Origin of the sequence: Pseudomonas sp. E6002 (assembly GCF_013385565.1) — a bacterium.
Classification (GTDB): domain Bacteria; phylum Pseudomonadota; class Gammaproteobacteria; order Pseudomonadales; family Pseudomonadaceae; genus Aquipseudomonas.
This window is the reverse complement of the sequence record NZ_JACAPT010000027.1, coordinates 37,566-62,972: the sequence shown is the minus strand read 5'-3', so window position 1 is coordinate 62,972 and position 25,407 is coordinate 37,566. Positions and strand designations below refer to the sequence as shown.

Annotated in this window: 20 protein-coding genes, 4 tRNA genes and 1 pseudogene; 13 read left to right on the top strand and 12 right to left on the bottom strand. The window is 58.9% G+C overall.

The genetic code is table 11. The annotated features are described in order from the left end of the window. Nucleotides 1-65: 65 nt before the first annotated feature. The 3 genes from HX815_RS21695 to HX815_RS21685 all read left to right on the top strand — a co-directional run bounded on the left by HX815_RS21695 (nt 66) and on the right by HX815_RS21685 (nt 455). Nucleotides 66-141: transfer RNA gene (locus HX815_RS21695), tRNA-Val, on the top strand. Nucleotides 142-196: 55 nt separating this feature from the next. After that, nucleotides 197-273 (top strand) — tRNA-Asp (locus HX815_RS21690). Between the two features lie 105 nt (nt 274-378). After that, nucleotides 379-455, top strand: a tRNA-Asp gene (locus HX815_RS21685). Between the two features lie 166 nt (nt 456-621). Here the strand turns inward: HX815_RS21685 and HX815_RS21680 are convergent. Then, nucleotides 622-1,905: an FAD-binding oxidoreductase gene (locus HX815_RS21680; protein ID WP_003212689.1), complete on the bottom strand. Its 1,284-nt coding sequence runs from the start codon at nt 1,903-1,905 to the stop codon at nt 622-624. A 183-nt stretch (nt 1,906-2,088) separates the two neighbouring features. Between HX815_RS21680 and HX815_RS21675 the strand changes: the two genes are divergently transcribed. From HX815_RS21675 to HX815_RS21660, 3 genes and pseudogenes are all read left to right on the top strand, one after another. Next, nucleotides 2,089-2,165, top strand: a tRNA-Val gene (locus tag HX815_RS21675). 99 nt (nt 2,166-2,264) lie between these two features. Beyond that, a pseudogene (locus HX815_RS31725) lies at nt 2,265-3,398 on the top strand (IS3 family transposase); the annotation flags it as partial. 205 nt (nt 3,399-3,603) lie between these two features. Then, nucleotides 3,604-4,641 carry a right-handed parallel beta-helix repeat-containing protein gene (locus HX815_RS21660; RefSeq protein ID WP_177020880.1) on the top strand — a complete coding sequence of 346 codons (1,038 nt, stop codon included), beginning with the start codon at nt 3,604-3,606 and terminating at the stop codon, nt 4,639-4,641. Nucleotides 4,642-4,863: 222 nt separating this feature from the next. Here HX815_RS21660 and HX815_RS31995 read toward each other — a convergent pair whose 3' ends face one another. Further along, nucleotides 4,864-6,141, bottom strand: a complete 1,278-nt coding sequence (locus HX815_RS31995) for an O-antigen ligase family protein (RefSeq protein WP_177028859.1) — start codon at nt 6,139-6,141, stop codon at nt 4,864-4,866. A gap of 869 nt (nt 6,142-7,010) precedes the next feature. Here HX815_RS31995 and HX815_RS21650 point away from each other — a divergent pair. Continuing rightward, on the top strand, nt 7,011-8,051 hold the full coding sequence (locus tag HX815_RS21650; protein ID WP_177009384.1) for a hypothetical protein: 1,041 nt from the start codon (nt 7,011-7,013) through the stop codon (nt 8,049-8,051). Between the two features lie 440 nt (nt 8,052-8,491). After that, complete coding sequence (gene gltS, locus HX815_RS21645; RefSeq protein WP_177028858.1) at nt 8,492-9,703, top strand: sodium/glutamate symporter; 1,212 nt, start codon at nt 8,492-8,494, stop codon at nt 9,701-9,703. A gap of 23 nt (nt 9,704-9,726) precedes the next feature. On the opposite strand, the gene HX815_RS21640 is transcribed toward gltS, so the two are convergent. The 6 genes from HX815_RS21640 to HX815_RS21615 form a co-directional block, all read right to left on the bottom strand. Further along, a complete protein-coding gene (locus HX815_RS21640; RefSeq protein ID WP_250884727.1) occupies nt 9,727-10,818 on the bottom strand; it encodes a carboxylesterase in 1,092 nt (363 codons plus the stop codon). A gap of 214 nt (nt 10,819-11,032) precedes the next feature. Then, a complete protein-coding gene (locus HX815_RS21635) occupies nt 11,033-12,292 on the bottom strand; it encodes an FAD-binding oxidoreductase (protein ID WP_177028856.1) in 1,260 nt (419 codons plus the stop codon). Nucleotides 12,293-12,295: 3 nt separating this feature from the next. Next, complete coding sequence (locus HX815_RS21630) at nt 12,296-13,867, bottom strand: aldehyde dehydrogenase (NADP(+)) (protein ID WP_177028855.1); 1,572 nt, start codon at nt 13,865-13,867, stop codon at nt 12,296-12,298. A 179-nt stretch (nt 13,868-14,046) separates the two neighbouring features. Then, nucleotides 14,047-14,994: a dihydrodipicolinate synthase family protein gene (locus tag HX815_RS21625; protein ID WP_087693960.1), complete on the bottom strand. Its 948-nt coding sequence runs from the start codon at nt 14,992-14,994 to the stop codon at nt 14,047-14,049. Between the two features lie 38 nt (nt 14,995-15,032). After that, nucleotides 15,033-15,959, bottom strand: a complete 927-nt coding sequence (locus tag HX815_RS21620; protein WP_177009387.1) for a 4-hydroxyproline epimerase — start codon at nt 15,957-15,959, stop codon at nt 15,033-15,035. Between the two features lie 30 nt (nt 15,960-15,989). Then, on the bottom strand, nt 15,990-17,606 hold the full coding sequence (locus tag HX815_RS21615; protein ID WP_102605124.1) for an APC family permease: 1,617 nt from the start codon (nt 17,604-17,606) through the stop codon (nt 15,990-15,992). Nucleotides 17,607-17,817: 211 nt separating this feature from the next. Between HX815_RS21615 and HX815_RS21610 the strand changes: the two genes are divergently transcribed. Continuing rightward, the gene (locus tag HX815_RS21610) at nt 17,818-18,594 is read left to right on the top strand and encodes an AraC family transcriptional regulator (protein ID WP_177028854.1); all 777 of its coding nucleotides are present in this window, start codon (nt 17,818-17,820) and stop codon (nt 18,592-18,594) included. Nucleotides 18,595-18,857: 263 nt separating this feature from the next. Here HX815_RS21610 and HX815_RS21605 read toward each other — a convergent pair whose 3' ends face one another. After that, on the bottom strand, nt 18,858-19,772 hold the full coding sequence (locus tag HX815_RS21605) for an SGNH/GDSL hydrolase family protein (RefSeq protein ID WP_177028853.1): 915 nt from the start codon (nt 19,770-19,772) through the stop codon (nt 18,858-18,860). 164 nt (nt 19,773-19,936) lie between these two features. Between HX815_RS21605 and HX815_RS21600 the strand changes: the two genes are divergently transcribed. From HX815_RS21600 to pcp, 4 genes are all read left to right on the top strand, one after another. Beyond that, on the top strand, nt 19,937-20,362 hold the full coding sequence (locus HX815_RS21600; RefSeq protein WP_177028852.1) for a GNAT family N-acetyltransferase: 426 nt from the start codon (nt 19,937-19,939) through the stop codon (nt 20,360-20,362). Nucleotides 20,363-20,699: 337 nt separating this feature from the next. Beyond that, nucleotides 20,700-21,413 carry a DUF969 domain-containing protein gene (locus HX815_RS21595; protein ID WP_003219990.1) on the top strand — a complete coding sequence of 238 codons (714 nt, stop codon included), beginning with the start codon at nt 20,700-20,702 and terminating at the stop codon, nt 21,411-21,413. Then, nucleotides 21,410-22,360: a DUF979 domain-containing protein gene (locus tag HX815_RS21590; protein ID WP_102605117.1), complete on the top strand. Its 951-nt coding sequence runs from the start codon at nt 21,410-21,412 to the stop codon at nt 22,358-22,360. The genes HX815_RS21595 and HX815_RS21590 overlap by 4 nt, the downstream gene beginning before the upstream one ends. A gap of 7 nt (nt 22,361-22,367) precedes the next feature. Beyond that, complete coding sequence (gene pcp, locus HX815_RS21585; protein ID WP_008438704.1) at nt 22,368-23,015, top strand: pyroglutamyl-peptidase I; 648 nt, start codon at nt 22,368-22,370, stop codon at nt 23,013-23,015. Here pcp and HX815_RS21580 read toward each other — a convergent pair. From HX815_RS21580 to HX815_RS21570, 3 genes are read right to left on the bottom strand one after another with little or no spacing between them, the layout of a single operon-like run. Beyond that, a complete protein-coding gene (locus HX815_RS21580; RefSeq protein WP_003219987.1) occupies nt 23,008-24,420 on the bottom strand; it encodes a heavy metal sensor histidine kinase in 1,413 nt (470 codons plus the stop codon). The genes pcp and HX815_RS21580 overlap by 8 nt on opposite strands. Next, the gene (locus tag HX815_RS21575) at nt 24,417-25,088 is read right to left on the bottom strand and encodes a heavy metal response regulator transcription factor (RefSeq protein WP_003219986.1); all 672 of its coding nucleotides are present in this window, start codon (nt 25,086-25,088) and stop codon (nt 24,417-24,419) included. Before HX815_RS21575 ends, HX815_RS21580 begins: the two co-directional genes overlap by 4 nt. 51 nt (nt 25,089-25,139) lie before the next feature. Next, complete coding sequence (locus HX815_RS21570; protein WP_003219985.1) at nt 25,140-25,397, bottom strand: DUF2790 domain-containing protein; 258 nt, start codon at nt 25,395-25,397, stop codon at nt 25,140-25,142. Nucleotides 25,398-25,407: the final 10 nt, after the last annotated feature.

The following is a 25,407-nucleotide window of genomic DNA, read 5'->3' as shown; positions in this document are numbered from 1 at the left end:
ACTTCAAGCAGGCTATTGACTTAGGTCCGCTACCTGCGTAAATTTCGCGGCCTCAACGAAGCAAAGGGTGATTAGCTCAGCTGGGAGAGCATCTGCCTTACAAGCAGAGGGTCGGCGGTTCGATCCCGTCATCACCCACCACTTCTTGAGAGTTTTGCCCTAGGGCAAGACGCAACGTTAAAGGTTGCACCGACGCGCAGCGGTAGTTCAGTCGGTTAGAATACCGGCCTGTCACGCCGGGGGTCGCGGGTTCGAGTCCCGTCCGCTGCGCCATATTTTCCAGGTCTGATGTTTCAGATTTGAGATTGAACAGCCAAGGTTGGTCAGTCAGATGTTTGAAGGCGGTTGAAGGTGACACTTCAGCAGTCTGAGCGATACGCAGCGGTAGTTCAGTCGGTTAGAATACCGGCCTGTCACGCCGGGGGTCGCGGGTTCGAGTCCCGTCCGCTGCGCCATATCTGTTCCAGGGCCCACTGAACGCCCTGAGACGCCAAAGCAAGCCGCTGGCTTGGTTGGATCGATAGCAAAGACCCTGGTCGAAAGACCGGGGTTTTTTGTGTCTGCGATTGGGTGCCGGCGCGGCAAGTACAGGGGCCGGCAAGCCAGCCCCGTGGTCCGGGGTCAGAATCCCAGCTTGTCCCGCAACCCGTAATACCAGGCCCCCAGCGCCGCAAACGGCGTGCGCAACAGTTGTCCGCCGGGGAAGGGGTAGTGCGGCAGGCCGGCAAACGCATCAAAACGTTCTGCCTGGCCCCTCAGCGCTTCCGCCAGTACCTTGCCCGCCAAGTGGGTATACGTCACGCCATGGCCGCTACAGCCCTGGGAGTAGTAGATGTTATCCCCCAGGCGACCGACCTGCGGCAGGCGCGACAAGGTCAGCAGGAAATTGCCGGTCCAGGCGTAGTCGATCTTCACGTCCTTGAGTTGCGGGAAGGCCTTGAGCATCTTCGGCCGGATGATCGCCTCGATATTCGCCGGGTCACGCGCGCCGTACACCACGCCACCGCCGAAGATCAGGCGCTTGTCGCTCGTCAGGCGGTAGTAGTCCAGCAGGTAATTGCAGTCCTCGACGCAGTAATCCTGCGGCAGCAGCGTCTTCGCCAGTTCATCGCCCAGTGGCGCGGTGGTAATCACCTGCGTACCACACGGCATCGACTTGGCCGCCAGTTCCGGAACCAGGTTCCCCAGATAGGCGTTGCCCGCGACAATAATGAACTTGGCCCTGACCTTGCCGTGCGCCGTATGCACTACCGGATTGGCGCCGCGCTCGATGCGAGTCGCCGCCGACTGCTCATAAATCGTGCCGCCCAGGGACTCCACGGCTGCCGCCTCGCCCAGCGCCAGGTTCAGCGGGTGAATGTGCCCGCCGCTCATGTCGAGCAGGCCGCCCACATAGTTGTCACAGGCTACCACCTCGCGAATGCGCCGCTCGTCCAGCAACTCCAGCTGGGTGTGGCCGTAGCGCTCCCACAGGCGCTTCTGCGACTCCAGGTGGCCCATGTGCTTGCTGTTCAGTGCCGCGAACACACCGCCGTCCTTCAGATCGCACTGGATCTGATACTTGGCCACCCGCTCCCGAATGATCCTGCCGCCTTCAAATGCCATATCGCCGAGTAATTTCGCCTGCTGGGGGCCGACACTGCGCTCGATCACATCGATATCACGGCTGTAGCTGTTGACGATCTGCCCACCATTGCGGCCCGACGCGCCAAAGCCTACCTTGGCAGCTTCCAGCACTGTCACGCGAAAGCCGTTTTCCAGCAGGAACAGCGCACTGGACAGGCCGGTATAACCGGCGCCAATCACGCACACATCGGTTTCGACTTCACCTTGCAGCTCTGGGCGAGGAGGTACCGCATTCGCAGACGCGGCGTAATACGACTGGGGGTAGGGGGTGTTCGCCATCCTGGAACCTCTGTTTTATATTTTTTACGAGTGCGCCGATCCTACCTGAGTTGAAAATCCGCTGCCAGCCGCCGGAAAATACCGTTGTGCTGGCCACAAATAAAAAATTCGCATATTCATAGGCTTAGCTGCAAAAAAGGTGTTGACACCCCTCGGGAATTCCGTAGAATGCCGCCTCACAGCAGGCACGTAGCTCAGTTGGTTAGAGCACCACCTTGACATGGTGGGGGTCGTTGGTTCGAGTCCAATCGCGCCTACCAAACAAAATCCGCTCTGCTGGGCGGTCTAGAAGGGCTCACCGAAAGGTGGGCCCTTTTTTGTTGCCTGTGTTTCGTCCTGAATGAGGTCTACACCTTCTAATCTATTTCCAGGAGGGCGTAACGGAGGCAGGAAAAAGGCGTAGTCATCGAGACTACACGCTGACCTTTAAATTGTCGGTCGTCGACGAAGTCGAAACGGCGAGCTGGGCTGTAAAGGAGGCTCAAGAGCGCTACCGGATTCAAGGCAAAACCACCGTTCTGACGTGGTTACGCAAGCGTGGTCGGCAAGAGTGGAGCCCCGGCACATAGATTGGCTCGCCGGGATGGGGTCTGTGCCCGACAGAAACCGACCACTAACGCCATGGCAACGCATCAAAGATGCTTGAAGAACAGCTGGCGTTTTCCAATCAGAAAGCGCAGTTTTTCGAGGCGGTCGTGGATGTCTTGAAAAACGCCTACGGTCTCTCTGTCGTAAAAAAGCGTCCCGGCAATTCCTCGCGCATAAACCAATCCAGAACCTGAGCATCAGCAGGGCTTGCCAGTGCTTGGGGATAAGCCGACAGGCTTACTGCAAACGCAATCGCACCGATGCAACTCGTCTGGTTCTGGATCAGAAAGTTGCCGACTTCGTTCAACAAAAAAGTCAGCGTCGGCCGCGTTTGGGTACCCGAAAGCTGCACCACTTGCTGCGTTGCCAGCCTCAACTTGAACTGCAAGTGGGGCGAGATCGGCTGTTTTCGATCCTGCACCGAAGGCGTGGTCCGCGAGCGGGCGTAGCACAAGACGACCGACAGTCATCATCGCTTTCTGCGCCATCCGAACCTACTTAAACCGGGTCCTGATCAGGTTGTTCCAATCGGTCCGGAAAAAATCCGGGTAGCTGACATCACCTAACTGCCCGTTCAGGAAGGTGTGGCCTATCTGAGACTTGTGACGGATGCTTTTTCGCGAAAGGTCGTGGTTACCAGGTCCATGAAAGTCTGCACACCGAGTCGGTAGTGCAGGTTACGTCGAGCCGTGAATCAGGCTCAAACCGCGCAGCCACTGGTTCATCACTCGGACAGAGCCGGCCAGTATCGCTTGGGAATGTACCAGGAACAGCACGCGAAACACGGCATCCGGTGTTCCATGACGGGCGGCTATGACTGCTACCAAAATGCTTTGGCAGAGCGGGTCAACGGGATCTTGAGGGCGGCGCTTCTGCCTGAGCGACAACAGGATTTCATGCAGTCCGTAGAGCCAAACGTTACTCAGCGCATGCTCAACGAATTATCGCCATCACCCACGAATGGGGGAGCGTCGTGATCGCGCTGCGGGCTTGTCAGGCGTACGCCAGAGAAATCTCGAAACAAAAATATGGCTGCTTTGCTTTGATTTTGTGCTGTATGTATGTACAGTATATCGAGTGGTTAAGGATAGCCACTAATCAGGAGAAGTAATGTCTATGTACTACGCGACACCATATGTATTCACGCCAAGCGCCACGCTCGACAATGGGCCTCAGCTCAGATCAATTATTCAAGCCGGATATCGCTGGATTCAAATTAACCGCGACGTATGCCCGATCAAGACTACCGTGCCCTTGAATAAGGCCGACCTAACCCCGGTTCACGGTCTGGTCATTGAGCCCGCACCAGGCATCGAGAAGGTGCTTATTGACTCAAGCGGAATTGGTCGAAATCCGGAAGTACCTACCGATCCGAGCTATGCAGCGTTTGATTATCAAGGGAAGGTCCGGCCTGCAAGTTTTTTAACGCGGGAAGCTTTTCTGAATCAGAATGAAATTTTTGTCGATGATCCGACAAAATATGTAGCTGGGGACTGGATTGTAATTTCCGATGCTTCAACAGACTTCCATAAGCAGCCGCTTCCACTTGATGGTCCTATGGAAGTTCGGCAGGTTATTCGAGTATTCAGCGGGTCGCTGGTGATCAACAATGTTCTCAAAAAAGGACATCCGGATGGAGCCATTGTTGCTACGTGCGTGCCGATTCGTAACGTTATAATTCGAGGCCTGGAGTTCACTGGGAACTCTGCTGTCGGAGTTCATATTCACTACGGCCAGCATTGTACTATTCAAGATATTACCTCTGTTAACTGGACTGGGCGGTCGCTTGTTCTCATTGATAACGGCGGTAGCAATAACTCAGTCATTGATTGCTACTGTACCGGGACAGAGGCTGGTGGTGGGCCAACACAAAATGCCTGGGGTGTAGTCATGGAAGGTCAGGATTCATCCCGGATGGTGAATAGCGGCGGTGAATTTTGCGGTAATGGCAGTGCAATGAATTACTGTATTGATAGCGTAGCTGTCGATGCAAGAGCCCGCAGGAATAATGTAAATGTCGGCGTATATACTCACTCTATCCGAAGTGGTTATATCCGGCCGAGAACGGAACGTCCTCTAATTCTTGACACATACGAGAGTCCAGAGAACGTTGATTGCTTTATCTTTAGCAAGCGGGGTTTATCATAAGCTCTAGCTGTGTTATGAGTTTGTTCGCCTCTCAATGTTTTAATGTCATTTAAGAGGTAGTGCGAAGAAGGCCGAGTCTTGGCCTTCTTCTCTCAAAAAATAACCCCTGAATGGCTTTCTATTTCCCCCGACACGAAGGCTGCCTAAGACTGGCAGTCATAACTTCTCGCGAGGCGCTCTAAAAAGACTATACGTTCGCATAGTACAGCTTATGCTTTTATTTTAATTTAACGGATGGAGTGCAGCGTGAGGTTGGGCAGGCATTGTTGAATTATTTTTTGAGCTTAAGTTGAATGCGCGTCGCCAGTAGAAACCCAGTATCAGCAGAAATATAGGGCCTGTAGATGGGGAAGAAAGACCATCTTGAAATACATTGAATACAGTAAAGAATGGTATAACCATTGCCATCATTGCAATGTAAAATCTCTTTTGAAATTCATCGCTTTGAGGGATTTTGAAGAAAGGTTTTACGATGCTCCACAGGAATATCAGATAGAACAATCCAGCAAGACCTCCCATTTTCCAAATGGCACCTAAATATTGATTGTGTGGCGTATAACCTGATGTGCTCACATCGTTATCGAAGTAGCCAAGCTCAGAGTTAAAAAGCCCATAGCCACCAAAGCCAGTACCAAATATCGGGCTGCTTATTAAGTCATCAATAATTATCATGTACAGGCCTAATCTTCCTGATGAAACCCCATCCCAATTTCCAGAGTAGATGTTGTCTGTCATCAAAAGTATTTTGGCGAATAATTCAATAAAGTAGTCTGAAAAAATCGCTATTATGGTTGCAGATGTAACGATGGCAAGCGTGATGTATAGAGCAGCTCTAAATATCCTGCCGACTGTCATTTTTCCCGCGAAGAAGCAACATAAGCAACTAACGATTAAACCAAATGCAGCTTGTCTAGATCCACTGCCTAGGACGAGTATTAAGCTGCACAACATTCCAGTGTACGAAATAATCCGTATGCTTTTTTTGGGTTTCATGATTACGCCTAGCGCTAGACAAATCATGAATGCCGTCGAAAAAAATACAGCTATTCCATTTATTCCATTGCTACCATGAAATTTCATGCCGAAAAATGTAGGGTCGAAGACGGCGCCGTAAATGACTTCGCCTGGGATACGCTCAAATTCAGTAAATATAGTAACGTGGCCCTTCATGAAAATCGCGTCAACCGTTGCTGCAAGCGCGGTTGCCGTGAGTAGATAGATTAATGTCTTGTTGAACCTGTCAGGGTGAATGCTTGACTCTCCAATGTTTCTACCCAGCAAATAGACCAGGTATGGCTTGAAGAAAAACGCTATGGAGAAAATAGATCTGGCGATGTTTCCCGGCTGGATAAATAATTGTATGTATATAAGTGAGATGAAAGAGAAAATTATGCTGAGCAGAAGCCACTTATTTATCTTGTGGTGAATGATTAGTATGTAAGGGAGGATAAGTAGGCATAGCAAGTCAGATGGGGCAATTTCAACGCCAAGAGCAGGCACGAATATTCTTAGTGGAATGCACAGTAAAACAGATGATAAAAATAAAAGCATGTTCGACTATCCCTGTAGTAACAAAACTTAAAAAAGCACACTTCATGCATTCTTTATTGTCTTGAGCGCCTTTTGAGGCAGCGTCATGCCGCCCATCTGCGCGCCAGAATAGTTAACTTGTCATGGCAAGCTTGCCGAAAGCGCGAAACGTGTTCGAAAATTGATAAGTGGCATGATGGTTCCTTTGTATCGCGGTAATCGAAGATCCGTTCGAATTGCTGAAATTGTAGACGTGTTTCGGTGTAGTGAGAGGATTTCGAGTTGCTAGGTTCGGCAGGACACTGTGAATGGTTGATTACTGTAGGAATAGACAACGCTAAGTTAATGATTTTTATAAGGTTAAACGGGAAATTCGTAGCCTTTCAAAGGGCGAATTTTCCCCTATGGATCAATCGGTTGCAGATTTCTCGGGATCACCTTCAAATGGTGGGGGGCGCTGGCTCGAGTCCTATCGCGCCGACCAAACAGAATCCGCTTTGCTGGGCGGTCTGGAAGGGCTCACCGAAAGGTGCGCCCTTTTTTGTTGCGATTTGCGAAGCCTTTGCAACCTACCTCCTCAAAATGACAATTCGGCGTCCCTTCCTGGCTTGTCGATTTATCCCGTTGTGCTTCTTTCGAGCGTGCTTCGGCGTCTTCTTTTCCCGTCTCCCATGAGCCTCCCTGAACGCCACAACGTAGATCACGCGCCCGATACGCGTGATGCGTATGTCGGCGTCGGTGGGCAATAGCTAGAGGGTGCTGCTTTCGTAGAATTTTTAGCTGTATGCATGTACAGTTGTTTCGCCAAAAAATGGCCATGGGAAATCAGGAGAAGTCATATGTCAATTTACAGCGATACCCCTTATGTTTTTACGCCGGATCCCTCTGCGGATAACGGTCCTCAACTCCAGTCGGTGATGAAGGCCGGATACCGCTGGATTCAAATCAATGGCACTGACTGCCCAATCGGGACAACAGTCCTGCTAAACCGTGATGACAATTGGCCCTACAGTGGGCAGATCATCGAGCCAGCACCAGGGATCGATAAGGTCACTATCGACGTTTCAGGGATCGGTCGTAACCCGCTGGACCCAACAGATCCGAGTTATGCCGCCATCGACTACCAGGGTAATGTTCGCCCGGGCAGTTATCTGACCGCGCCGGCCTACGTCAATACGACCGAAATCTCCGTGGCTGATACCACTCCGTACACAAACGGTTCCTGGATCGTCATCTCGGATGCTTCAACCGATTTTGCAACCTACCCGATGCCACTCGACGGCCCGCTGGAGGTTCGCCAGGTTATTTATGTGCTGGCTAACTCATTGATTGTTAATCGCGTAATCAAACGTGATCATCCCCAGGGCGCAATCGTGGCTTTATGTGACCCGATTAAAAACGTGTACATCCGCAACCTTGAATTCACCGGGGACGCTGCGGTAGGGCTGCATCTGCACTACGCACAACACTGTGTGATCGAGAACATCACGTCGGTCGACTGGACTGGGCGCTGCATGCTGCTGCTGGACAACGGTGGTGAGTACAACACCATTCTTGATAGTTATTGCACGGCTACAGAGCCAGGTGTCGATCCTGAACAGACCGCCTGGGGTGTCGTCATCGAGGGGCAGGACTCTACCCGCGTGATTAATTCAGGTGGTGAAAATTGCGGCTTGGGGATGGGGATGAATTACAGCATTGATTGTGTGTCGATTAACGCAAGGGCTCGCCTCAATACAGTAAACGTTGGGGTCTATACCGCATCCATTCGTACGGGGTTCCTTCGACCTGCGACCGAATCCCCTCTGATCCTGGATAACGTCATCACTTCAGACTGCGTTGATTGCTATATGGTTGAACCCATACCTTTTTCCGGATAATCATGGAAAAAAAGCCCGCATTGAGCGGGCTTTTTTATTGGAAATATTTATTCCCAGGGTATAGGTTCGCGGCCAGCGCCGTTGCGACGCCCAGCAACAGAGCGGCCGCAATTGTCCCTTGGTAATCATTGGCCAACACAGAAGCACGGCCAGGTAGGGCAGATTCGAATGGGCGCTGAGTCGGCAGGATGCCGCGGAACCTGTAAAGCGCCCGTCCAGACGCAGTTCTGCAGCCATTGTCATGCACTCGATTTTCTCGTCGTGCCCCTTCAGATTGCGCTTCGCAAGTCTTTCGCCTGAACGTCCTGGGGATTCCGTTCGGCAACGTTAGGACTTTTCCGAGGTTAAAGATGGCGTCGTACTACTACTCTTCCTGTGTTGTTCCGAAGGATCGATAGGCCTGCCCCGATTCGTCATAAATAACTACAGAGAGCTGCCCCATGCTTCAACTCGACTTCTATTCAACGCTGGTCGCCGCCTCCCTGGTGCTTTTACTTGGGCGCGGGCTGGTCGCTCGAATCGGTTTCCTGCGCACTTACAATATTCCGGAGCCGGTGGCCGGCGGTTTAGTGGTGGCGGTGCTGCTCCTGGTCCTGCGTATGCTCGCTGGCATTGAGGTCCGGTTTGATTCGTCGCTGCAGACGCCACTGATGTTGGCTTTCTTTGCCACCATTGGTTTGAATGCGGATTTCGCCAGCCTGAAGAAAGGCGGGCGGGTGCTGGGGATTTTCCTGCTGGTGGTGACGGCGCTCCTGGTGGTCCAGAACGCGATGGGGATTGCGCTGGCCAAGGCGCTGGGGCTCGATCCGTTGATGGGGTTGTTGGCGGGCTCCATTACGCTGTCGGGTGGGCACGGGACCGGCGCGGCCTGGGGCGCGGTGTTCAGCGAGAAGTATGGCGTGGCGTCGGCGTCCGAACTGGCCATTGCTTCCGCGACCTTTGGCCTGGTGCTCGGCGGCCTGATTGGCGGCCCGGTCGCTCGCCTGCTGATCAAGCGCGTCCAGACGCCCGCCCTGGCGCCGGTACAACCGCTAGGGCCAAAAGGATTCGAGCAGCCGAATCAAGAGCGCATGATCACCTCCTTCTCGTTTATCGAGACCCTGGCGCTGCTCGCCATCAGCCTGCAAGTGGGCACGTTCCTCAGCGGTTTTATCCAGGGCACGGCCTTTGAGCTGCCGACGTTTGTGTGTGTCTTGTTTGTCGGTGTGGTGTTGCGTAATGGCCTGTCGGCGCTCGGCTGGCACCAGGTATTCGAGCGCGAAGTCTCGGTGCTAGGGAATGTCAGCCTGTCGTTGTTCCTGGCGATTGCATTGATGTCGCTCAAGCTCTGGGACCTCGCCGCGCTGGCCCTGCCGATTTTCATCCTGCTGGCTGCGCAGGCGTTGATGATGGCGCTGTTTGCGATTTTCGTGACGTTCCGGGTGATGGGGAGCAACTATGACGCGGCGGTCCTGGCGGCGGGGCACTGCGGTTTCGGGCTCGGTGCCACGCCAACTGCCATTGCGAACATGCAGGCGGTGACCCAGCGTTTCGGGCCATCGCAGATTGCATTTCTGGTGGTGCCGATGGTGGGCGCCTTTTTCATCGATATCACCAATGCGATCGTGATCAAGTTGTACCTGGCGCTGCCGATCCTGGGCGTCGCGGGATAAACGCGGTTTACCGGATTTGCCGTTTAATGACTCGCCAGGTCCTGCTTGCCCAGGACCTCGTCAATCACCCCAAGCTGCCAGGTGAAATACGGATTGAACGTCAACCGCGCGTGCATCTTGCCCGGCTCACGGTAGCCCCAGTCCGAATACCACACGTCGGCCCCCTGTTCGCAGGCGCGGGTTGCGTCGTCCGTCTGGCCGTTCCAGCAAAACCGCAGGCTGCCCTGTTCGCCATACAGAGCGTTGTCGGGTGAGAACAGCAACCCCATGTGGGAGAACTGGCTGATCCGCAACTCCGGCAGGTAGTCGGTACGCGCTTTTACACGGCGGGTATCCCAGGCGCTCTCTGGCAATGTGCCGTACCAGGCGAGGCGGCTATGGGGGTTGCTGAAGCGTTGCTGGAAGGTCTCCAGCACGTAGTGCGTATCGAGTACTGAGTCGTGGGCTGCGACGGCAATGAACACCGGCTTGTCATAGGGGCGCCGCTCCAGGTCCTGGCGGGCTAGCCGGCTGCTGCGGTAGAACTGGGCAAAACCGTTGGTGGGCACTGTCATGTAGCGCACCAGGCTCTGTTGTGGCCGGCTGGCGTCTGGCGCCAGCAGCCAGGGGCGCGCCCAACTGATCAGGGGTGTCAGCCAGTCGTAGGTCATGCTGGACTGGAACGCGGGAGAGAACAGCAGCAGCCCCGCGACGTCGTCGTGTTTGTAGGCGTAGTCGAGTACCAGGTTGGCGCCGGTGGAAAAGCCGCCGAGGTAGATTTCTCCTACCTCTGCGCGAAGGATCGCAGCCTGTTCGTCCACCACCCGGCGCCAGTCTTCCATGCGTACCTGCAGCATGTCGGCCGGTTGCGTGCCGTGGCCGGGCAGCAGCACGGTCCTGACCAGAAAGCCGCGGGCGGCCAGTGCGCTGCCGATATCGTGGAAAGACCAGGGTGAGTCACCCAGGCCATGCACGAGAATGATCCCGCGCTTGGGGGCACCAGCCGGGCGCCATTCCTGCGGGGCGTTCCAGTTGAGTTCGGCATCCTTGTCGGTGCCCTGGAAGTCACGATGGTCCCGCAGCCATTGCAAGGTAGCGGCGCGATACGCTTCGAATGACTTCTGGCCAAGCGGCATGCCCGGTTCTGCCAGGGCTGTCGTGCAGAGCAATAGGGCGAGCATGCCACAAGCAACGCTTCGGAGCGTTCTGCGCATCGATGGACGGGGCTGCATACAGGTGTGGTTGTTCAAGGCAGGTTCTCAACGGAGCGTAACCGTAAGGTCATGCACGATAATGACCTGCCTTGTATCGCCGAAAGTGCGAAACAGTAGCAAGACGTTTCCGATGATCTCAGAAACGATCCAGCCGGTAGGGCTCAAGCGCCGGCAGCCCGTTGGACGCGGCCGCAGGCGATGCCAGCCGTGCAATCAACTCCGCCGTCACCGCAGCCTGCGTCAGGCCCAGATGCTGATGCCCAAAGGCAAGCAGCACCTTGCCCTCGCACACCTTGTCGATAATCGGCAGCGAGTCCGGCAGGGAAGGGCGAAACCCCATCCACGGCGTCGCGTCCTCGGCACTCAAGTCACGACGAAACAGCCCCTGGCTCAGTCGATGCAACTGCCACGCGCGTTCCATGTTCGGTGGGCGATCAAGGCCGGCGAACTCCACGGTACCTGCCAGCCGCAATCCGCCGTCCATGGGCGTCATGATGAACTTGCGCTCCAATGACGTGACCGCAAACGGCAACCGTCCATGCTCATGGGGCAACATCAGGTGATAGCCGCGCTCTGTATCCAGCGGGACCTTTTTGCCAGTCAGTGCGCCGGTCAGGCTGGCTGAGTGCGCACCGCATGCGATCAACACCTGGCGCGCGGCCACGGTGCCTTGGTCGGTCCGCAATGAAACACCGTGCTCGTCCAGCTTCCCGCCCACGACCTGGCGCTTGAGAAATTGCACCCCGCTGGCTTTGGCCGCTTCCATCAGCTCGCAAACCACCCCATAGGGATCGAGAAAATGCCCGGTGCGAGGAAAGAACAACCCGCCCTGAATCCCTTTGCTGAGTTGTGGCGCCGCGTCCTGCACCCCGCTGGCGTGCCAGTGGTCCACCGGCACTTCCTGCTGACTCATGCGTGCCTGCAATGCATCAATGGCCTGTCGCGACTCGGCGCGCTCGAAGACCAGCAACGAGCCGTCTTCGCGCATCAGGTGCGGGCGCTCGATGCTGCCCAGCAGCCGGTGCCAGGCGCCCAGGCTGCCTTCATTGAGCGCGCGGATCCCGGCGACGGTGCGCTGGAAGGGCGCCGGGCGCAGGTTCAGCAGCAGCCGGGTAAACCAAGGCAGTGCACGCGGCAGGTATTTCCAGTCCAGGCGCAGCGGGCCCATCGGGTCCATGAGCATGGCGGGCAAACGCGTCAGGATCGACGCATCCGCGATGGGGAACACTTGCTCGGTCGCCAGGTGGCCGGCATTGCCGAACGAGGCGCCGTGGCCGGGTTCCTGCTGATCGATGATGACCACCCGCCGGCCCTGGCGCGCCAGTTGCAGCGCGCAGGCGACGCCGATGATGCCGGCGCCCACTACGGCGACGTCTGGCATGACGTTATCGGACATGTTCTAGGCTTCCCTCTGACCGTCGAGCAAGCGCCGCAGCAGCAATGGGTTGCCGTGTTGCAGGGCCGTCGGCAGCAAGCTATCCGGGAAATCCTGGTAGCACACCGGCCGCAGGAATCGCAGGATCGCGGCGGTGCCCACCGAGGTGATGCGTGAGTCCGAGGTGGCCGGGAATGGTCCGCCGTGCACCATCGCATCACACACTTCAACGCCGGTCGGCCAGCCGTTGACCAGCAGGCGGCCGGCCTTGCGTTCCAGGGTCGGCAGCAGCGCGCGGGCAGTTGCCAGGTCGTCGTCATCCAGATGCAGGGTTGCGGTCAGTTGGCCCTCCAGGTGTTCGCTGACCTGGCGGACCTCATCGACGTTGGCACATTGCACGATCAATGACGTGGCGCCGAATATCTCGGCTTGCAGGCTGTGATTGGCGAGAAAGTCCCGGGCCTGGGTCACGAACAAATGGGCCTGGCCCTGGTTCGGCCCTTCTGCCGGCAGACCGGTACCTGCGAGCTGAGCATGCCGGGTCAGGGCGCTGACGCCGTCTTCGTAAGCCTTGAAGATCCCCGGTGTCAGCATGGTCTGGGCAGTGCTGTGTTGAAGCAGGTTGGCAGCCGTGCCGACGAAGTGGTCCAGCGCTTGCCCTGCAACGGCAATCACCAGCCCGGGGTTGGTGCAGAACTGGCCGGCACCCTGGGTCAGGGACGCGACAAAACCTTGTGCCAATGCTTCACCGCGTGCGCTCAACGCAGCGGGAAACAGGTAGACCGGATTGATCGAGCTCATCTCTGCATACACCGGGATCGGCTCGGGGCGCGCCTGGGCCGCCTGGCACAAGGCAATACCGCCGCTGCGCGAGCCGGTGAAACCCACGGCCTTGATGCGCGGATCGCAGACCAGCGCGATACCGACCTCGCGGCCCGAGCCATACAACAGCGAAAACACACCCTCAGGCAGGCCACATTGCTGAACGGCCCGGGCCACCGCGCGGCCCACCAGTTCGCTGGTGCCAGGATGCGCGCCGTGTGCCTTCACGATCACCGGGCAACCGGCCGCCAGTGCCGACGCTGTATCACCGCCCGCCACCGAGAATGCCAGCGGAAAATTGCTCGCGCCGAACACGGCCACCGGCCCCAGCGGTACGTGGCGTTGACGCAGGTCCGAGCGAGGCAGCGGCTGGCGGTCCGGTTGTGCAGTATCCACCCGCACATCCAGCCATTCACCCGCGCGCACGGTGCGGGCAAAGGTGCGCAATTGCTGGCAGGTGCGCCCGCGTTCGCCCTGGATGCGTGGGCGGGGCAGGCCGGTCTCGGCCATCGCCCGTTCAATCAGTTCATCGCCCAGGGCTTCGATTTCGTTGGCGATGGTTTCAAGGAATTCGGCGCGAGCGGCCAACGGCGTTTCGCGATAGCTATCGAAGGCGCTCCAGGCCAACGCACAGGCGTGTTCGACATGTTCGGCGGTGCCGCCGGCGTAGGCGGGTTCCAGCGCAAGGTTGGTGGCAGGATTGATCGCCCGGATGGCCTCGCGGCTGCCTGGAATGGAGTGCTGACCAATCAGCATGGTGCCCGTCAGAGTCATGGCGTAGTCCTGGAAAGTAAAGATTGGCTTGGCGAAGAGAATCCACTGTGGGAGCTGTCGAGCCCCAGCGAGGCCGCGATGCAGGCGCTGCGGTCTGGCAGGTACACCGCAGTGATCCCATCGCAGCCTCGCCGGAGCTCGACAGCTCCCACATTTGATTTTTGCTGCCTTGAATAGTGTTAAGCGACGTTCTGCTCGGCCGACCAGTTGGCGTACCACTGGCGGAACAGCGCGTACTGGTTCTCTGCATAACGACGCTGGGCATCGCTGAGGGCATCGGTCTCGTTGAAGTGCAGGGTGTATTCCTTGTCGCCGTTGAGCACCATCAGATGTTTGTAGAACAGCACCAGGTCGCAGCCTTCGTCGAAGGACGACAGCACCGCCAGCGCCGACTCCAACTCCCGCGCCTGGCGACGTGCAGTGGCGTCGCCCTTGGCGGCTTTCTTGCTCAAGGCCACCAGTTGCAGGACTTCCCGTGGCAGTGCATTGCCGATGCCGGTGATTGCGCCGGTGGCGTTGCAGTTGACGAAGCCGTGCACCACTTGGGTATCCACGCCGACCATCAAGGTCACGTCATCGTCCTTGGAGGTGATGTGTTCGGCCGCGTAGCGCAGGTCTGCAGCACCGCCGAATTCCTTGAAGCCGATCAGGTTCGGGTACTCGCGACGCAGTTCGAAGAACAGGTCGGCGCGGGTGGCGAAGCCGTAGTAAGGGCTGTTGTAGATCACCGCCGGCAGGTTTGGCGCCGCCTTGAGGATGGCTGCAAAGTGATCTTTTTGCGCCGTCGCCGATGCGCCACGGGACAGCACCCGCGGGATGACCATCAAACCATGGGCGCCGACCTTCGCCGCGTGCGCTGCATGGGCCACGGCTTCACGGCTGTTGACCGCGCCGGTGCCGACGATGGTCGGCACACCGGCGGCCACCAGGCGCGCCACGCCTTCCTGGCGCTCGGCCTCGGTCAGCAACGGCCAGTCGCCCATGGAGCCGCAGTACACCACCGCGCTCATGCCGATATCGATCAGTTCGCGGCCCTTGGCGACCAGTGCGTCAAAGTCCGGTTTGCGCTGGGCGGTGCACGGCGTCATCAATGCAGGGATGCAACCGGTGAAGATAGTGGTATTCATTGTTTCAGCTCCAGTTTGATTGAAGGGGCGGGGGCGGTTCAGATGCCCCACGCGAAGGGGTCCTGTTCGTCGATCAGCAAGGTGCTGTCGGCGGTCATGTAGGCGCGGCCGGTGATGGAAGGGCGCACACGTTCGCCCTCCCATTCATAGCTGCCTTCGAATTGGCTGCCGGTGATGCTGGCTTGTATCCACGGCTCACCGGCGGCGAGTTTCCCGTCGGCCGCCAGGCATGCGAGCTTGGCGCTGGTCCCGGTGCCGCAGGGCGAGCGGTCGTAGGCCTTGCCTGGGCACATGACAAAGTTGCGGCTGTCGGCCTGGGGGTCGTCGGCGAACAGTTCGATATGGTCGATCAGGGCACCGTCTTCGCCGTGGATGCCCTGGGCTTCGAGGGCCTTGAGCATTGTCCAGGTGTAGTCGGTCAGGGCTTCGACGTTGTCCATTTCCAGCGCTTGGCCATGATCGGAAACCAGGAAGAACCAATTGCCGCCCCAGGCGATATCGCCGTAGACCAAGCCATGTCCAGGCACTTGCACCGAGACATGCTGGCGATAGCGATAGGCGGGCACATTGCGCAGCGTGACCGCGCCGTCGGCGTGCAACGTGGCGCTCACCGGGCCGACCGGCGTGTCGATCTTGTGCACCCCCGGCGCGATCTGCCCCAAGTGGTGCAACGAGGCAACCAGGCCGATGGTGCCGTGGCCGCACATGCCGAGGTAGCCGGCGTTATTGAAGAAAATCACGCCGCAGGTGGCATCGGCCGAGACCGGCGCGCAATACAGTGCGCCCACCAGAACATCGTTGCCACGGGGCTCCAGCAGGCACGCCCTGCGCCATTGGTCATGCCGGGTGCGCAGGTCGTCGAGTTTGTCGACCATGGTCTCGCCGGCCAGCGTGGGAAACCCCGTCATCACCAGGCGCGTGGGCTCGCCGCCGGTGTGGGAATCAATGATGTGCACTCGTTTCATAGAACAATCCATCCAGTGGTTGGCTGAGGCTCAGGAAGCCAGCTGTGCCCGGCCGATATCGGGCTCAGGGGCTTCGCTTTCGTCGTCTTCGGTTTCCAGGCGAACCAGGTGCGCCGGCACGCCGGTGGCCGCGCCCCAGTAATAAATCCCCAGCGCGCAAGCGGCGACGACCACGGTGTCGAAGGGATGGCCGAGGATGCCCAGGCCACCGAAGCTGCCGAGCTTCGACAGGATGATGGTCACGGCGTAGAAGCCGATCAGCCAGGCGGAGGAGCGAACCTGGCGGCCCAGGCTCAGGTGCAGGGTCGGCACAAAGCGCCCGCACAGCAGGTACACCACGAACATCAGGATTTGCAGGCCGAGCAGCCACGACACGGTGCTCCAGCCGGACCAGTAGACGATCAGCGCGGCGATGATGAACGACAGCGGGCCGAGCAGGCCCATCCACTTGACCCGGAACGGGCGCGGCAGATCAGGTGCATTGCGGCGCAGGGCGGCCACGGATACCGGCGCCACGGCGTAGCTCAACACCAGCGCGGCGGACACCACGTTGATCAGCGCTTCCCACGACGGGAAGGGCAGGGTCCAGAACACCGACAGGCCAAAGGTCAGCCACAGCGCCGGGCGCGGGATGCCGGACTTTTCGTCGATGCGGGTGAAGATCTTGAAGAAGGTTCCGGTTTGCGCCCAGCCGTAGATCACCCGTGGCGTGGCGTTCATGTAGATATTGCCGCAGCCGCTGGGGGAGATCACGGCATCGGCGACCACCAGGTACGCCAGCCAGCCCACGCCCAGGGCGAGCGCGATGTCGCGGTACGGCAGGGCCAGTTCCTTGGCGACGCCGGCCCAGCCGTTGGCGAGCATTTCGGTGGGAATGCCGCCGAGGAAAGCGGTCTGCAACAGCACGTAGATTGCAGTGGAGAGCAGCACCGACAGGATCAGTGCAATTGGAATGGTGCGTTGCGGGTTCTTCACTTCGCTGGCCACCGAGATGATCGGCGTCAGACCCAGGTAGGCGAAAATCACCCCGCCGGCAGACACGGCCATTTCAATCCCCGACAGGCCGAACGGCGCGAAGCCCTGGGCGTGGAAATTCTCCGGCTTGAAAAAGGTGAACAGCACGCCGATCACCAGCAGCGGCACGATGAACTTGAACACGCTGACCAGGTTATTGGCCATGGCGAAGGTCTTCACGCTGCGGTAGTTGAGGGCGAAAAACAGCGAGAGCAGCGCAAACTGCACGAACCAGCCGAGGACGGTGGGGTTGCTGGAACCCGCCTGCGTCAACTCGGGAAACCACGCCGCGGCGTATTGGCGTGAGGCGACCACTTCAATTGCCACCAGGCTTGAAAACGCGATCAGCGTGATAAAGCCCATCAGGTAGCCCAGCAGCGGGCCGTGGGAATAAACCGGGTAGCGCACCACGCCGCCGGCGCGGGGCAATGCCGCCCCCAGTTCGCAGTACACAATGCCCAGCAGCAACACGGCGAAGCCGCCCAGCAACCAGGAAAAAATCCCCGCCGGCCCGGCGATGGCGGAGACGTGACTGGCCGCGAACAGCCAGCCCGAACCGAAGATCGCTCCCAGTCCGATAAAGGTGAGGTCGATCAATGAAAGCTGTTTCTTGAACTTGCCTTGGGCTGACATGGCGGCGCCTTCTTGTGGGTTATTGGGTAGGCATGCAGTGGCCATACAGTGAACCCATCAACGGCGCCGCGATTGATGTTTTGCGCAGGCTGCGATGACGAAATCAGCACAATTGCGAGTGCTCGACAGGGCCACCGCCATGCGGCAATCTGCTCGCCAGGCACCGCCCGCCGGGCGCCTGGCCTGTCCGTAAAATGCAGGAGAGAGCGTCATGATGCAGAGCGCGTTCGCGACCCTATGCCAAGGGAGCGAGTCGAATCGTCCACAGACCATCGAAGAATTACTGGCCGGCGTGGGGTTGCTGTTGCCGATGCTGGACGTGATTCCCAATGCCGCGATCTTTATCAAGGACGTGCAGGCGCGCTACGTATTGGCCAACCGCACCCTGGTGCAGCGGTGCGGCTTGAAGGACTTGCAACCGCTGTTGGGAAAAACCAGCGCCGAGGTATTTCCCGCGCAGTTGGGGCCCGGCTATACCGAGCAGGATCGGCGGGTGCTGGAGCAGGGATTTGTCCTCGAAGACCAGTTGGAACTGCACCTCTACGGTACCCGCGAGCCGGGTTGGTGCCTGACCCACAAATGGCCGCTGTACAGCCGCGACGCTGCAATCATCGGCCTGGCGGGCATCTCGGTCGACCTGCAAACCGCCAGCGAAACCCACCCGGCCTATCAACGGCTGGCGGCGGTGGACGAGTACATCCGGGCGCATTTCAATCGGCGGGTCACGTTGGGTGAGCTGACGCGGATCGCCGGGATTTCCGTGGCGCAGCTGGAGCGCTACTGCAAGCGCGTGTTCCACCTGACACCGCGCCAGATGATCCAGAAGGTACGCCTGGAACATGCGCACCGGCTGCTGCATACCGAGCTGCCGATCACTGAGGTGGCGTTGCAGTGCGGGTATACCGACCACAGTGCGTTTACCCGGCAGTTCAAGGCGTTGACCGGGTTTACGCCGCGCCAGTATCGGCAGGCGACCAGTGTGCGGTGATGTCTAATTGGATCTACGTGAATGTCATGAGCAGCGGTGGCGCCAACAAGGAGGGCGCCAACGCTCTTCGCAGTTGCGCAAACCTGGTCAGTTTTATCCCTGCCGTTGGTGCGACTTATCAAGTCGTCCAGTCCGTGCCGGTGAGTGGCTGCGTGGTGGATGTCACCGACAAAAGCACCGGGGGCTCTCCCGATTCGTTCAGAAGAGAAGCGGTTATCGGTGGGTGTTCGCCTTGACTCAGTAGGACGGCGTCACCTGGGTAATCACTGGCCGGCCTTCAACGTTTCAAGCATCGCCTGTGCTGCCAGCGCATGCACCTTGCGCGTCGGATGCCATTCATCCCAGTAGTAATGCGCATCCGGGTTTTCACACATCGGCTTCACGTCCGGATAGGTGTGTTGGCAGGGCATATCCAGGTCTTTCAACCCCGCCACCTGGGGAGCTGCGCGCAGCTTGTCGCTGAACGCCACGTGGTCGAAGTAGCTGATGCTGACCTGATGCGCCTTAGCCAATGTGCTCAGCACAACCGGCAGTTTTTGTTCCAGTACCTGCTGGTAGTTTTTCGCGTTCTCGACTTGATTGCCCTGCACCACGGCTGGCACATGACTCAAATCCGTGGTGCCCACTACCATCACGTGTTTTGCGCCCGCTGTAATCAGTGTCTCGGTGGCTTTCTGAATATTTGCCACGCTGTTCTGGCTGAGTACGGCAACCGACTCGGGGTGCGAGAAGTCGGCCCATTCAAAAAAGTCGTTGGCCGAGATGAAAATGAAATACAGCGCCTTCGGGTCGGCTTTATGTGCCTTGGCGGACTTCAGGTAGTCAGCGATCTGGCCTGAAACGCCGGTGTCGCGGGCGGGCTCCATCCAGGCGTAGTAGTTGCCATTGCCACTCTTGGCGCCGCCCACTGCGTAGTCGGTCAAGGGTGTTTTCAAGGCGTGGGCCAGGTTCTCGACGGCAGTCGGGCCATTGCTCCAGCGGCCCTTCCAGTACAACGAGCCGGGTAGTTCCTGGGCATCCTTGACCTTCAGAGTGGCCAGGGTCTTGGTGAAGCGTTCACCCGCACCGTTATCGGAGTAGCTATCGCCGAACGCATAGAGGTGATCGTAGCGGGGAGCGCCAAAGGCGGTGGAGGCGGTCAGTACCAATAGAGCGGCCAAGCAAGCGCGTAGAGTCATTGGAAATCTCCCGGGTGGTGCTCCAAGAGTACTGGCGGTGAAGTGCATGCCCGCGGGCGGTTGCGACCTGTGTGTAGCTGAGGGCGCAAAGACTGTCCTGTATGCGACAGGTGGCTATCGCTGTAGTGTCCGCAGAATTGGGCATTCACATCAGGAAGATTGAGATGGCATCAGCGATAGAGTTGTCTTTTGAAGTTACGGAGCAAGAGCGCCAGGCCATCCTTCAGCCGCTGAGGGCATACAACATCAGCCAATGCGGCGAGAACCCGTTCGAAACGTTTGGGCTGTTACTGCGTGATCCCGCCAGCCAGGAAGTGGTGGGCGGCCTGTACGGGAAAATTTCCTATGGCTGGATGTTCATTGAGCTGTTGAGCGTGCCTGAGTCAATGCGCACTCAAGGCATGGGCTCGCGGCTGATGCACGCGGCTGAGCAGCTGGCACGGGAGAAAGGGTGTGCGGGGATCTGGCTGGACACCTTCAGCTTCCAGGCGCCCGGGTTCTACCGGAAGCTGGGTTTCAGCGAGTTCGGGCATATTGCCGAGTACCCGCCAGGACACACGCGCCACTTTTTCCAGAAGCACCTGGGCTGAGGGCTAGCGGGTCACCGACCGCCACGTGACCAAGCCGTCCAGCCCTTTATCGGACTTCAAGTACCTGAGCACGTTCTGCGCCTGGGCCTTCTCTTCAAACGGGCCGACAAATGCCCTCTAACGCTTCAAACACCCACAAACTTTATTGGATTGCAGCAACAATTTTTCTTGTTGGACACCTCCCTCCCCAAGCAGCAAAGATGCGGCCACTGACGCTCGACCTTCCAGGTCAACAATAAAAAATCGAGCCGGGCTGCACGCCGTTTTCTTGCAGTGAACCCTTTGTTCACTACCTGCTTTACTGGCGCCGCAGCGCGCACTTAAGGATCTCACCACCATGCAAACTGTTGTGAACCTATGGCCGCTGATTGGCGTACTCGTCATCGTGGTCGGCTTTGTGTTGCGCTTCAATCCACTGCTGGTCGTCACGGCGGCAGCGATTGCCACCGGGTTTGCCGCCCACTTTCCACTGGAAAAGATCCTCGCCACCATGGGCGACGGCTTCCTCCAGACTCGCGCCTTGCAATTGATCCTGTTGTTGCCCCTGGCTGTCATCGGCTTGCTGGAGCGCCATGGCTTGCGCCTGCATGCACAAAACTGGATCGCGCGCTTTGAGCGGGCCACGGTTGGGCGCTTGCTGATCATCTATCTGTTTGTGCGTGAATCCACAGCGGCCATGGGCCTGACGAGCCTGGGCGGGCATCCGCAGATGGTGCGCCCGTTGCTGGCGCCGATGGCGGAAGGCGCGGCGGAAAAACGCTATGGCAAACTCCCCGACAAGCTTCGCCACAAGGTCCTGGCCATGTGTGCCGCGACCGACAACGTAGGGCTGTTTTTTGGCGAGGATATCTTCGTCGCCTTTGGTGCGATTGCGTTGATGCACACCTTCCTGTTGGGTTCGGGGATTGATGTCGAGCCTCTGCACATTGCGGTCTGGGGCATCCCGACGGCGATCTGCGCCTTCATCATTCACGCCATCCGGTTGCACCGCTTTGACCGAATGCTGACCCGAGAGCTGTTGCCGGCCAACACAGCGGAGGCGGCGCAATGATCATTTCCATTCAATACCTGTACTGGCTGGCCGGCGTTCTGCTGGTGATCACCGCCGGGATGATCCTGATGGATCGCACCCACCCCAGGCGCTGGTCGAGTTCGTTGTTCTGGCTGCTGTTTGCCATTCCGTTCCTGGTGGGGGAGCGCCTGCCCTCGGTGGTGGTCGGCGTGGGCGTGGTGGTGATGGCACTCATCGCGGGCCTGGGAGGCGTAGGCCGCGGCGCGCATGCCCAGTTGCATGACAAGGCCGCACGGGCCAGCGCTGGTCGCCTGGGGCATAAATTGTTTATCCCGGCATTGGCCATTCCGTTGACCACGGTGATCGGCTCGGTATTGCTCAAACACACCGAGATCGGCGGCGTGCCGCTGCTGGACCCGAAGAACACCACCTTTGTTTCCCTGGGTATCGGCTGCCTGATTGCACTGGCGCTGGCCTGCTGGCTGACGCGGGACACCCCGGTGCAAGCCCTTCGCGAATCCCGGCGCCTCACCGAAGCGCTGGGCTGGGCGATGGTGCTGCCGCAGATGCTGGCGATGCTCGGGCTGTTGTTCAACGAAGCGGGCGTGGGCACAGCGGTGGCGCACATCACCACCACCTATATCAACCTGGATTACAAGCTGGTAGCGGTGATGGTGTATGTGTTGGGCATGGCACTGTTTACCGTGATCATGGGCAATGGCTTTGCCGCCTTCCCGGTGATGACCGGCGGCGTTGGCGTACCGGTGCTGGTAGGCATCTACGGCGGCAACCCGGCGGTGATGGCTGCCATCGGCATGTTCTCCGGTTACTGCGGTACGCTGATGACACCCATGGCGGCCAACTTCAATATTGTCCCGGCAGCGTTGCTGGAGCTGCCGGATAAAAACGCGGTCATCAAGGCACAGATGCCGACCGCGTTGATGATGCTGGTGGTCAATATTGTCCTGCTCTACCTGCTGATGTGAGGCTGTAATGCGCACTGTATTGCTGACGGGTTTCGAACCGTTTGACCAAGACCTTGTCAACCCGTCCTGGGAGGCGGTACGCCTGTTGGAGGGTGTGCAGCTGGGCGCTGATGTGCGGATTGTCGCGCGGCAGTTACCCTGTGCCTTTGCCACGGCGGGCGAGCGCCTGGCTCAGCTGTTGGCCGAACACCGCCCGCAGATGGTCATTGCTGTCGGGCTGGGCCCCGGGCGCAGTGATATTTCCATCGAGCGGGTCGCGATCAACCTCAACGACGCGCGGATTCCGGACAACCTGGGTGAGCAACCTGTCGACACGGAAGTGCTGCCCGGCGGCCCTGCGGCCTACTTCGGCACCTTGCCGAGCAAGGCCATGGTGAGGGCCGTGCGCGAGGCCGGCATTGGGGCCAGCGTGTCGCAAACCGCCGGCACTTTCGTGTGCAACCAGGTGTTCTATCTGTTGCAGCACGCGCTCGCCGGGTCAGGGGTACGCAGCGGTTTCATCCATGTGCCGTGGCTGCCCGAGCAGGTGGTGGGCCGAATACCCGAGCCGGCCTCGATGGCGTTGCCGATGCAGGTCGAGGGCTTGCGGATTGCGCTGCTGACGGCCTGGAATACCCTGGTGGATATCACTGAAACGGGTGGGCAAGTCAGCTGAGGTTTTCGGCTTCGCGTCCCGGGAAAAACAACGCAAAGCATGTCACACCGTTCTCGCTGCTCACGCTGTATCGGCCGTTATGCAACTGCATGATGGTCGCGACAATCGACAGCCCCAATCCATTGGAATGCGCCGAACGCTCCCGTGATTCATCCACGCGATAAAACCGCTCGAACAACCTGGGCAAGTGCTCCGCCGGGATGGTCGCGCCGTGGTTGGTCACTGTCAGGTTGATGCCTTCGGCGCAGGGTGTGGCCTGGATCAGCAGTTCAGAGGCGGGCGCACCATATTTGATGGCGTTGGCGCACAGGTTGGCCAGGGCACGGCGCAGCAGCATCGGCTCGGCCCAGATCACACCGGCGCCCTGGGCGAGGATGCTGATGTCGACATCGCCCGCCAGGCCTTCGAAGTAGTCGGCCATGCGTTCCACTTCATCGGCCGCGTCCAGTTCCTGGCGCTGGCGCAGTGCACTGGCCGGGTCGGTGCGGGCCAGGAACAGCATGTTGTCGAGCATGCGCGCCAGGCGTTCGAGTTCTTCGACGTTGGAGGCCAGCAGTTGCTGGTAGGCCTCGATGCTACGGTGTTGCTGCAGCGCCACCTGGGTTTCCCCGAGCAAGTTATTGATCGGCGTGCGCAGTTCGTGGGCCATGTCGGTGGAGACCTGGCCCAGTTGCACAAAACCCTTGGCCAGGCGTTCGAGCATGGTGTTGAACGAATCAATCATCGGCAGCAGTTCTTTGGGGGCGCCGTGGCTGTCGAGGCGCGCGGCGAGGTTGCCGACGCCGATGCCCTGGGCATGCACGGCCAGGCGCCGCAATGGCAGCAGGCCGCGATGCACCATCAGGTAACCGACCACCGCCAGTACCAATGCCGCGATGCTGGCGAGGATATAGACACTCAGCCGGTAGCTGGCGAGCACTGCGGTGCGCTCGGTCATCAACCGCCCGGTAGTGACTTGCAGGCTGCCCAGGTCGCCTGAATCGATGGTGGCGGCGAGGGTGGAGAAGGGGACGCCATTGACGCCGGGTAAATGCTGCACGTCGGCGAATTCCAGGGCGTGGTCCCGGGGCACCGGTGCAACGTCGGGCATGTCGATGTTGCCGGGGTTCACTTCCAGCAGCGGTTTCTGCCCGGGTGCGGCGATGCTCAGTACCGATTCGCGGTTGCCCAGCATGTTCTGGAACAGTTCGGGCTTGGTCTTGATCAGGTCCAGGGTGTTGCTGTCGTTCAGCAGGTTGCGCAGTTGGTCGACGCGGTAGATCAGCGCAGCGTCGTCGCGGTGGATCAGTTCGCGCTCAAGGTCGCGGTACAGCGCCACGCCGAGGGTTGCCAGCAGGGCGAACGCCAGCAGGGCGAAGATCAGCGCCAGGCGCAGCGTCAGGGAGTAATGCCGGGGTTTGCTCATGGTTGCGTATCGAAGCGATAGCCGATGCCGCGCACGCTATGGATCAGCTTGAGCTGGAACGGGTCGTCGATTTTCAGGCGCAGGCGGCGCACGGCCACGTCGACCACATTGGTGTCGCTGTCGAAATTCATGTCCCACACCCTTGAGGCAATCAACGAGCGCGAGAGTACCTGGTCCTGATGGGTGGCGAACAAGTGCAACAAGGCGAACTCCTTGTTGGTCAGGGTGATGCGCACGCCGCCACGGCTGACGCGGCGCTTGAGCACGTCGATCTGCAGGTCGGCGATCTGCAAGTGTTCTTCTTCACGGCTTGGCCCGCGCCGGGTCAGGGTGCGCAGGCGCGCCACCAGTTCGGCGAAGGAAAACGGCTTGATCAGGTAATCGTCGGCGCCCAGTTCCAGGCCCTTGATGCGGTCGGCAATATCGTCCCGGGCGGTCAGGAACAGCACCGGCGTGTCGGCTTCCTTGCGCAGGCGACGCAGCACTTCCCAGCCGTCCATCTTCGGCATCATCACGTCCAGCACGATCACGTCGAACGGGGTTTCCAGGGCCTGGTGCAAACCGTCCACGCCATCGCGGGCAAGGCTCACGGAGTAACCCAGTTCCTGCAGGCCGTTAAGCAGGTAGTTGCCCGCCTTGGGCTCGTCTTCGACTACGAGGATATTCATGGGATTCGCCCTGGTGATGTGCAGTTCTTGCGTGGCGCAAGTGTAGCCCGATCAATTGTCATTGGGGCAGCCGATGCCCTGTACTTGATAGTCCAGCACGTGTTCGCGGCCCTGGCTGTCGAGGTAGTCGAGGCGCGCAGGGACAATGCCGCACTGGCCGTAGGTATCGGTGCTCGACAGTACTTTGGCCACGTCCATGTGCATGAAGAAGCCGGGGGTGTCATGGATCACCGAGGTGGTGGCGGTGGTATCGGCAAAGGCCGAGCCGGTGGCGAGGAGGGCAGCAAAGCCGAGGATAAACAGTTTCATGGCGGTATCT

Coding starts and splice junctions, on each gene's coding strand:
- HX815_RS21680 (WP_003212689.1), bottom strand. CDS start 1,905: ATGGCGAACACCCCCTACCCCCAGTCGTATTACGCCGCGTCTGCGAAT.
- HX815_RS21660 (WP_177020880.1), top strand. CDS start 3,604: ATGTCTATGTACTACGCGACACCATATGTATTCACGCCAAGCGCCACG.
- HX815_RS21650 (WP_177009384.1), top strand. CDS start 7,011: ATGTCAATTTACAGCGATACCCCTTATGTTTTTACGCCGGATCCCTCT.
- gltS (WP_177028858.1), top strand. CDS start 8,492: ATGCTTCAACTCGACTTCTATTCAACGCTGGTCGCCGCCTCCCTGGTG.
- HX815_RS21640 (WP_250884727.1), bottom strand. CDS start 10,818: ATGCCGCTTGGCCAGAAGTCATTCGAAGCGTATCGCGCCGCTACCTTG.
- HX815_RS21635 (WP_177028856.1), bottom strand. CDS start 12,292: ATGTCCGATAACGTCATGCCAGACGTCGCCGTAGTGGGCGCCGGCATC.
- HX815_RS21630 (WP_177028855.1), bottom strand. CDS start 13,867: ATGACTCTGACGGGCACCATGCTGATTGGTCAGCACTCCATTCCAGGC.
- HX815_RS21625 (WP_087693960.1), bottom strand. CDS start 14,994: ATGAATACCACTATCTTCACCGGTTGCATCCCTGCATTGATGACGCCG.
- HX815_RS21620 (WP_177009387.1), bottom strand. CDS start 15,959: ATGAAACGAGTGCACATCATTGATTCCCACACCGGCGGCGAGCCCACG.
- HX815_RS21615 (WP_102605124.1), bottom strand. CDS start 17,606: ATGTCAGCCCAAGGCAAGTTCAAGAAACAGCTTTCATTGATCGACCTC.
- HX815_RS21610 (WP_177028854.1), top strand. CDS start 17,818: ATGATGCAGAGCGCGTTCGCGACCCTATGCCAAGGGAGCGAGTCGAAT.
- HX815_RS21605 (WP_177028853.1), bottom strand. CDS start 19,772: ATGACTCTACGCGCTTGCTTGGCCGCTCTATTGGTACTGACCGCCTCC.
- HX815_RS21600 (WP_177028852.1), top strand. CDS start 19,937: ATGGCATCAGCGATAGAGTTGTCTTTTGAAGTTACGGAGCAAGAGCGC.
- HX815_RS21595 (WP_003219990.1), top strand. CDS start 20,700: ATGCAAACTGTTGTGAACCTATGGCCGCTGATTGGCGTACTCGTCATC.
- HX815_RS21590 (WP_102605117.1), top strand. CDS start 21,410: ATGATCATTTCCATTCAATACCTGTACTGGCTGGCCGGCGTTCTGCTG.
- pcp (WP_008438704.1), top strand. CDS start 22,368: ATGCGCACTGTATTGCTGACGGGTTTCGAACCGTTTGACCAAGACCTT.
- HX815_RS21580 (WP_003219987.1), bottom strand. CDS start 24,420: ATGAGCAAACCCCGGCATTACTCCCTGACGCTGCGCCTGGCGCTGATC.
- HX815_RS21575 (WP_003219986.1), bottom strand. CDS start 25,088: ATGAATATCCTCGTAGTCGAAGACGAGCCCAAGGCGGGCAACTACCTG.
- HX815_RS21570 (WP_003219985.1), bottom strand. CDS start 25,397: ATGAAACTGTTTATCCTCGGCTTTGCTGCCCTCCTCGCCACCGGCTCG.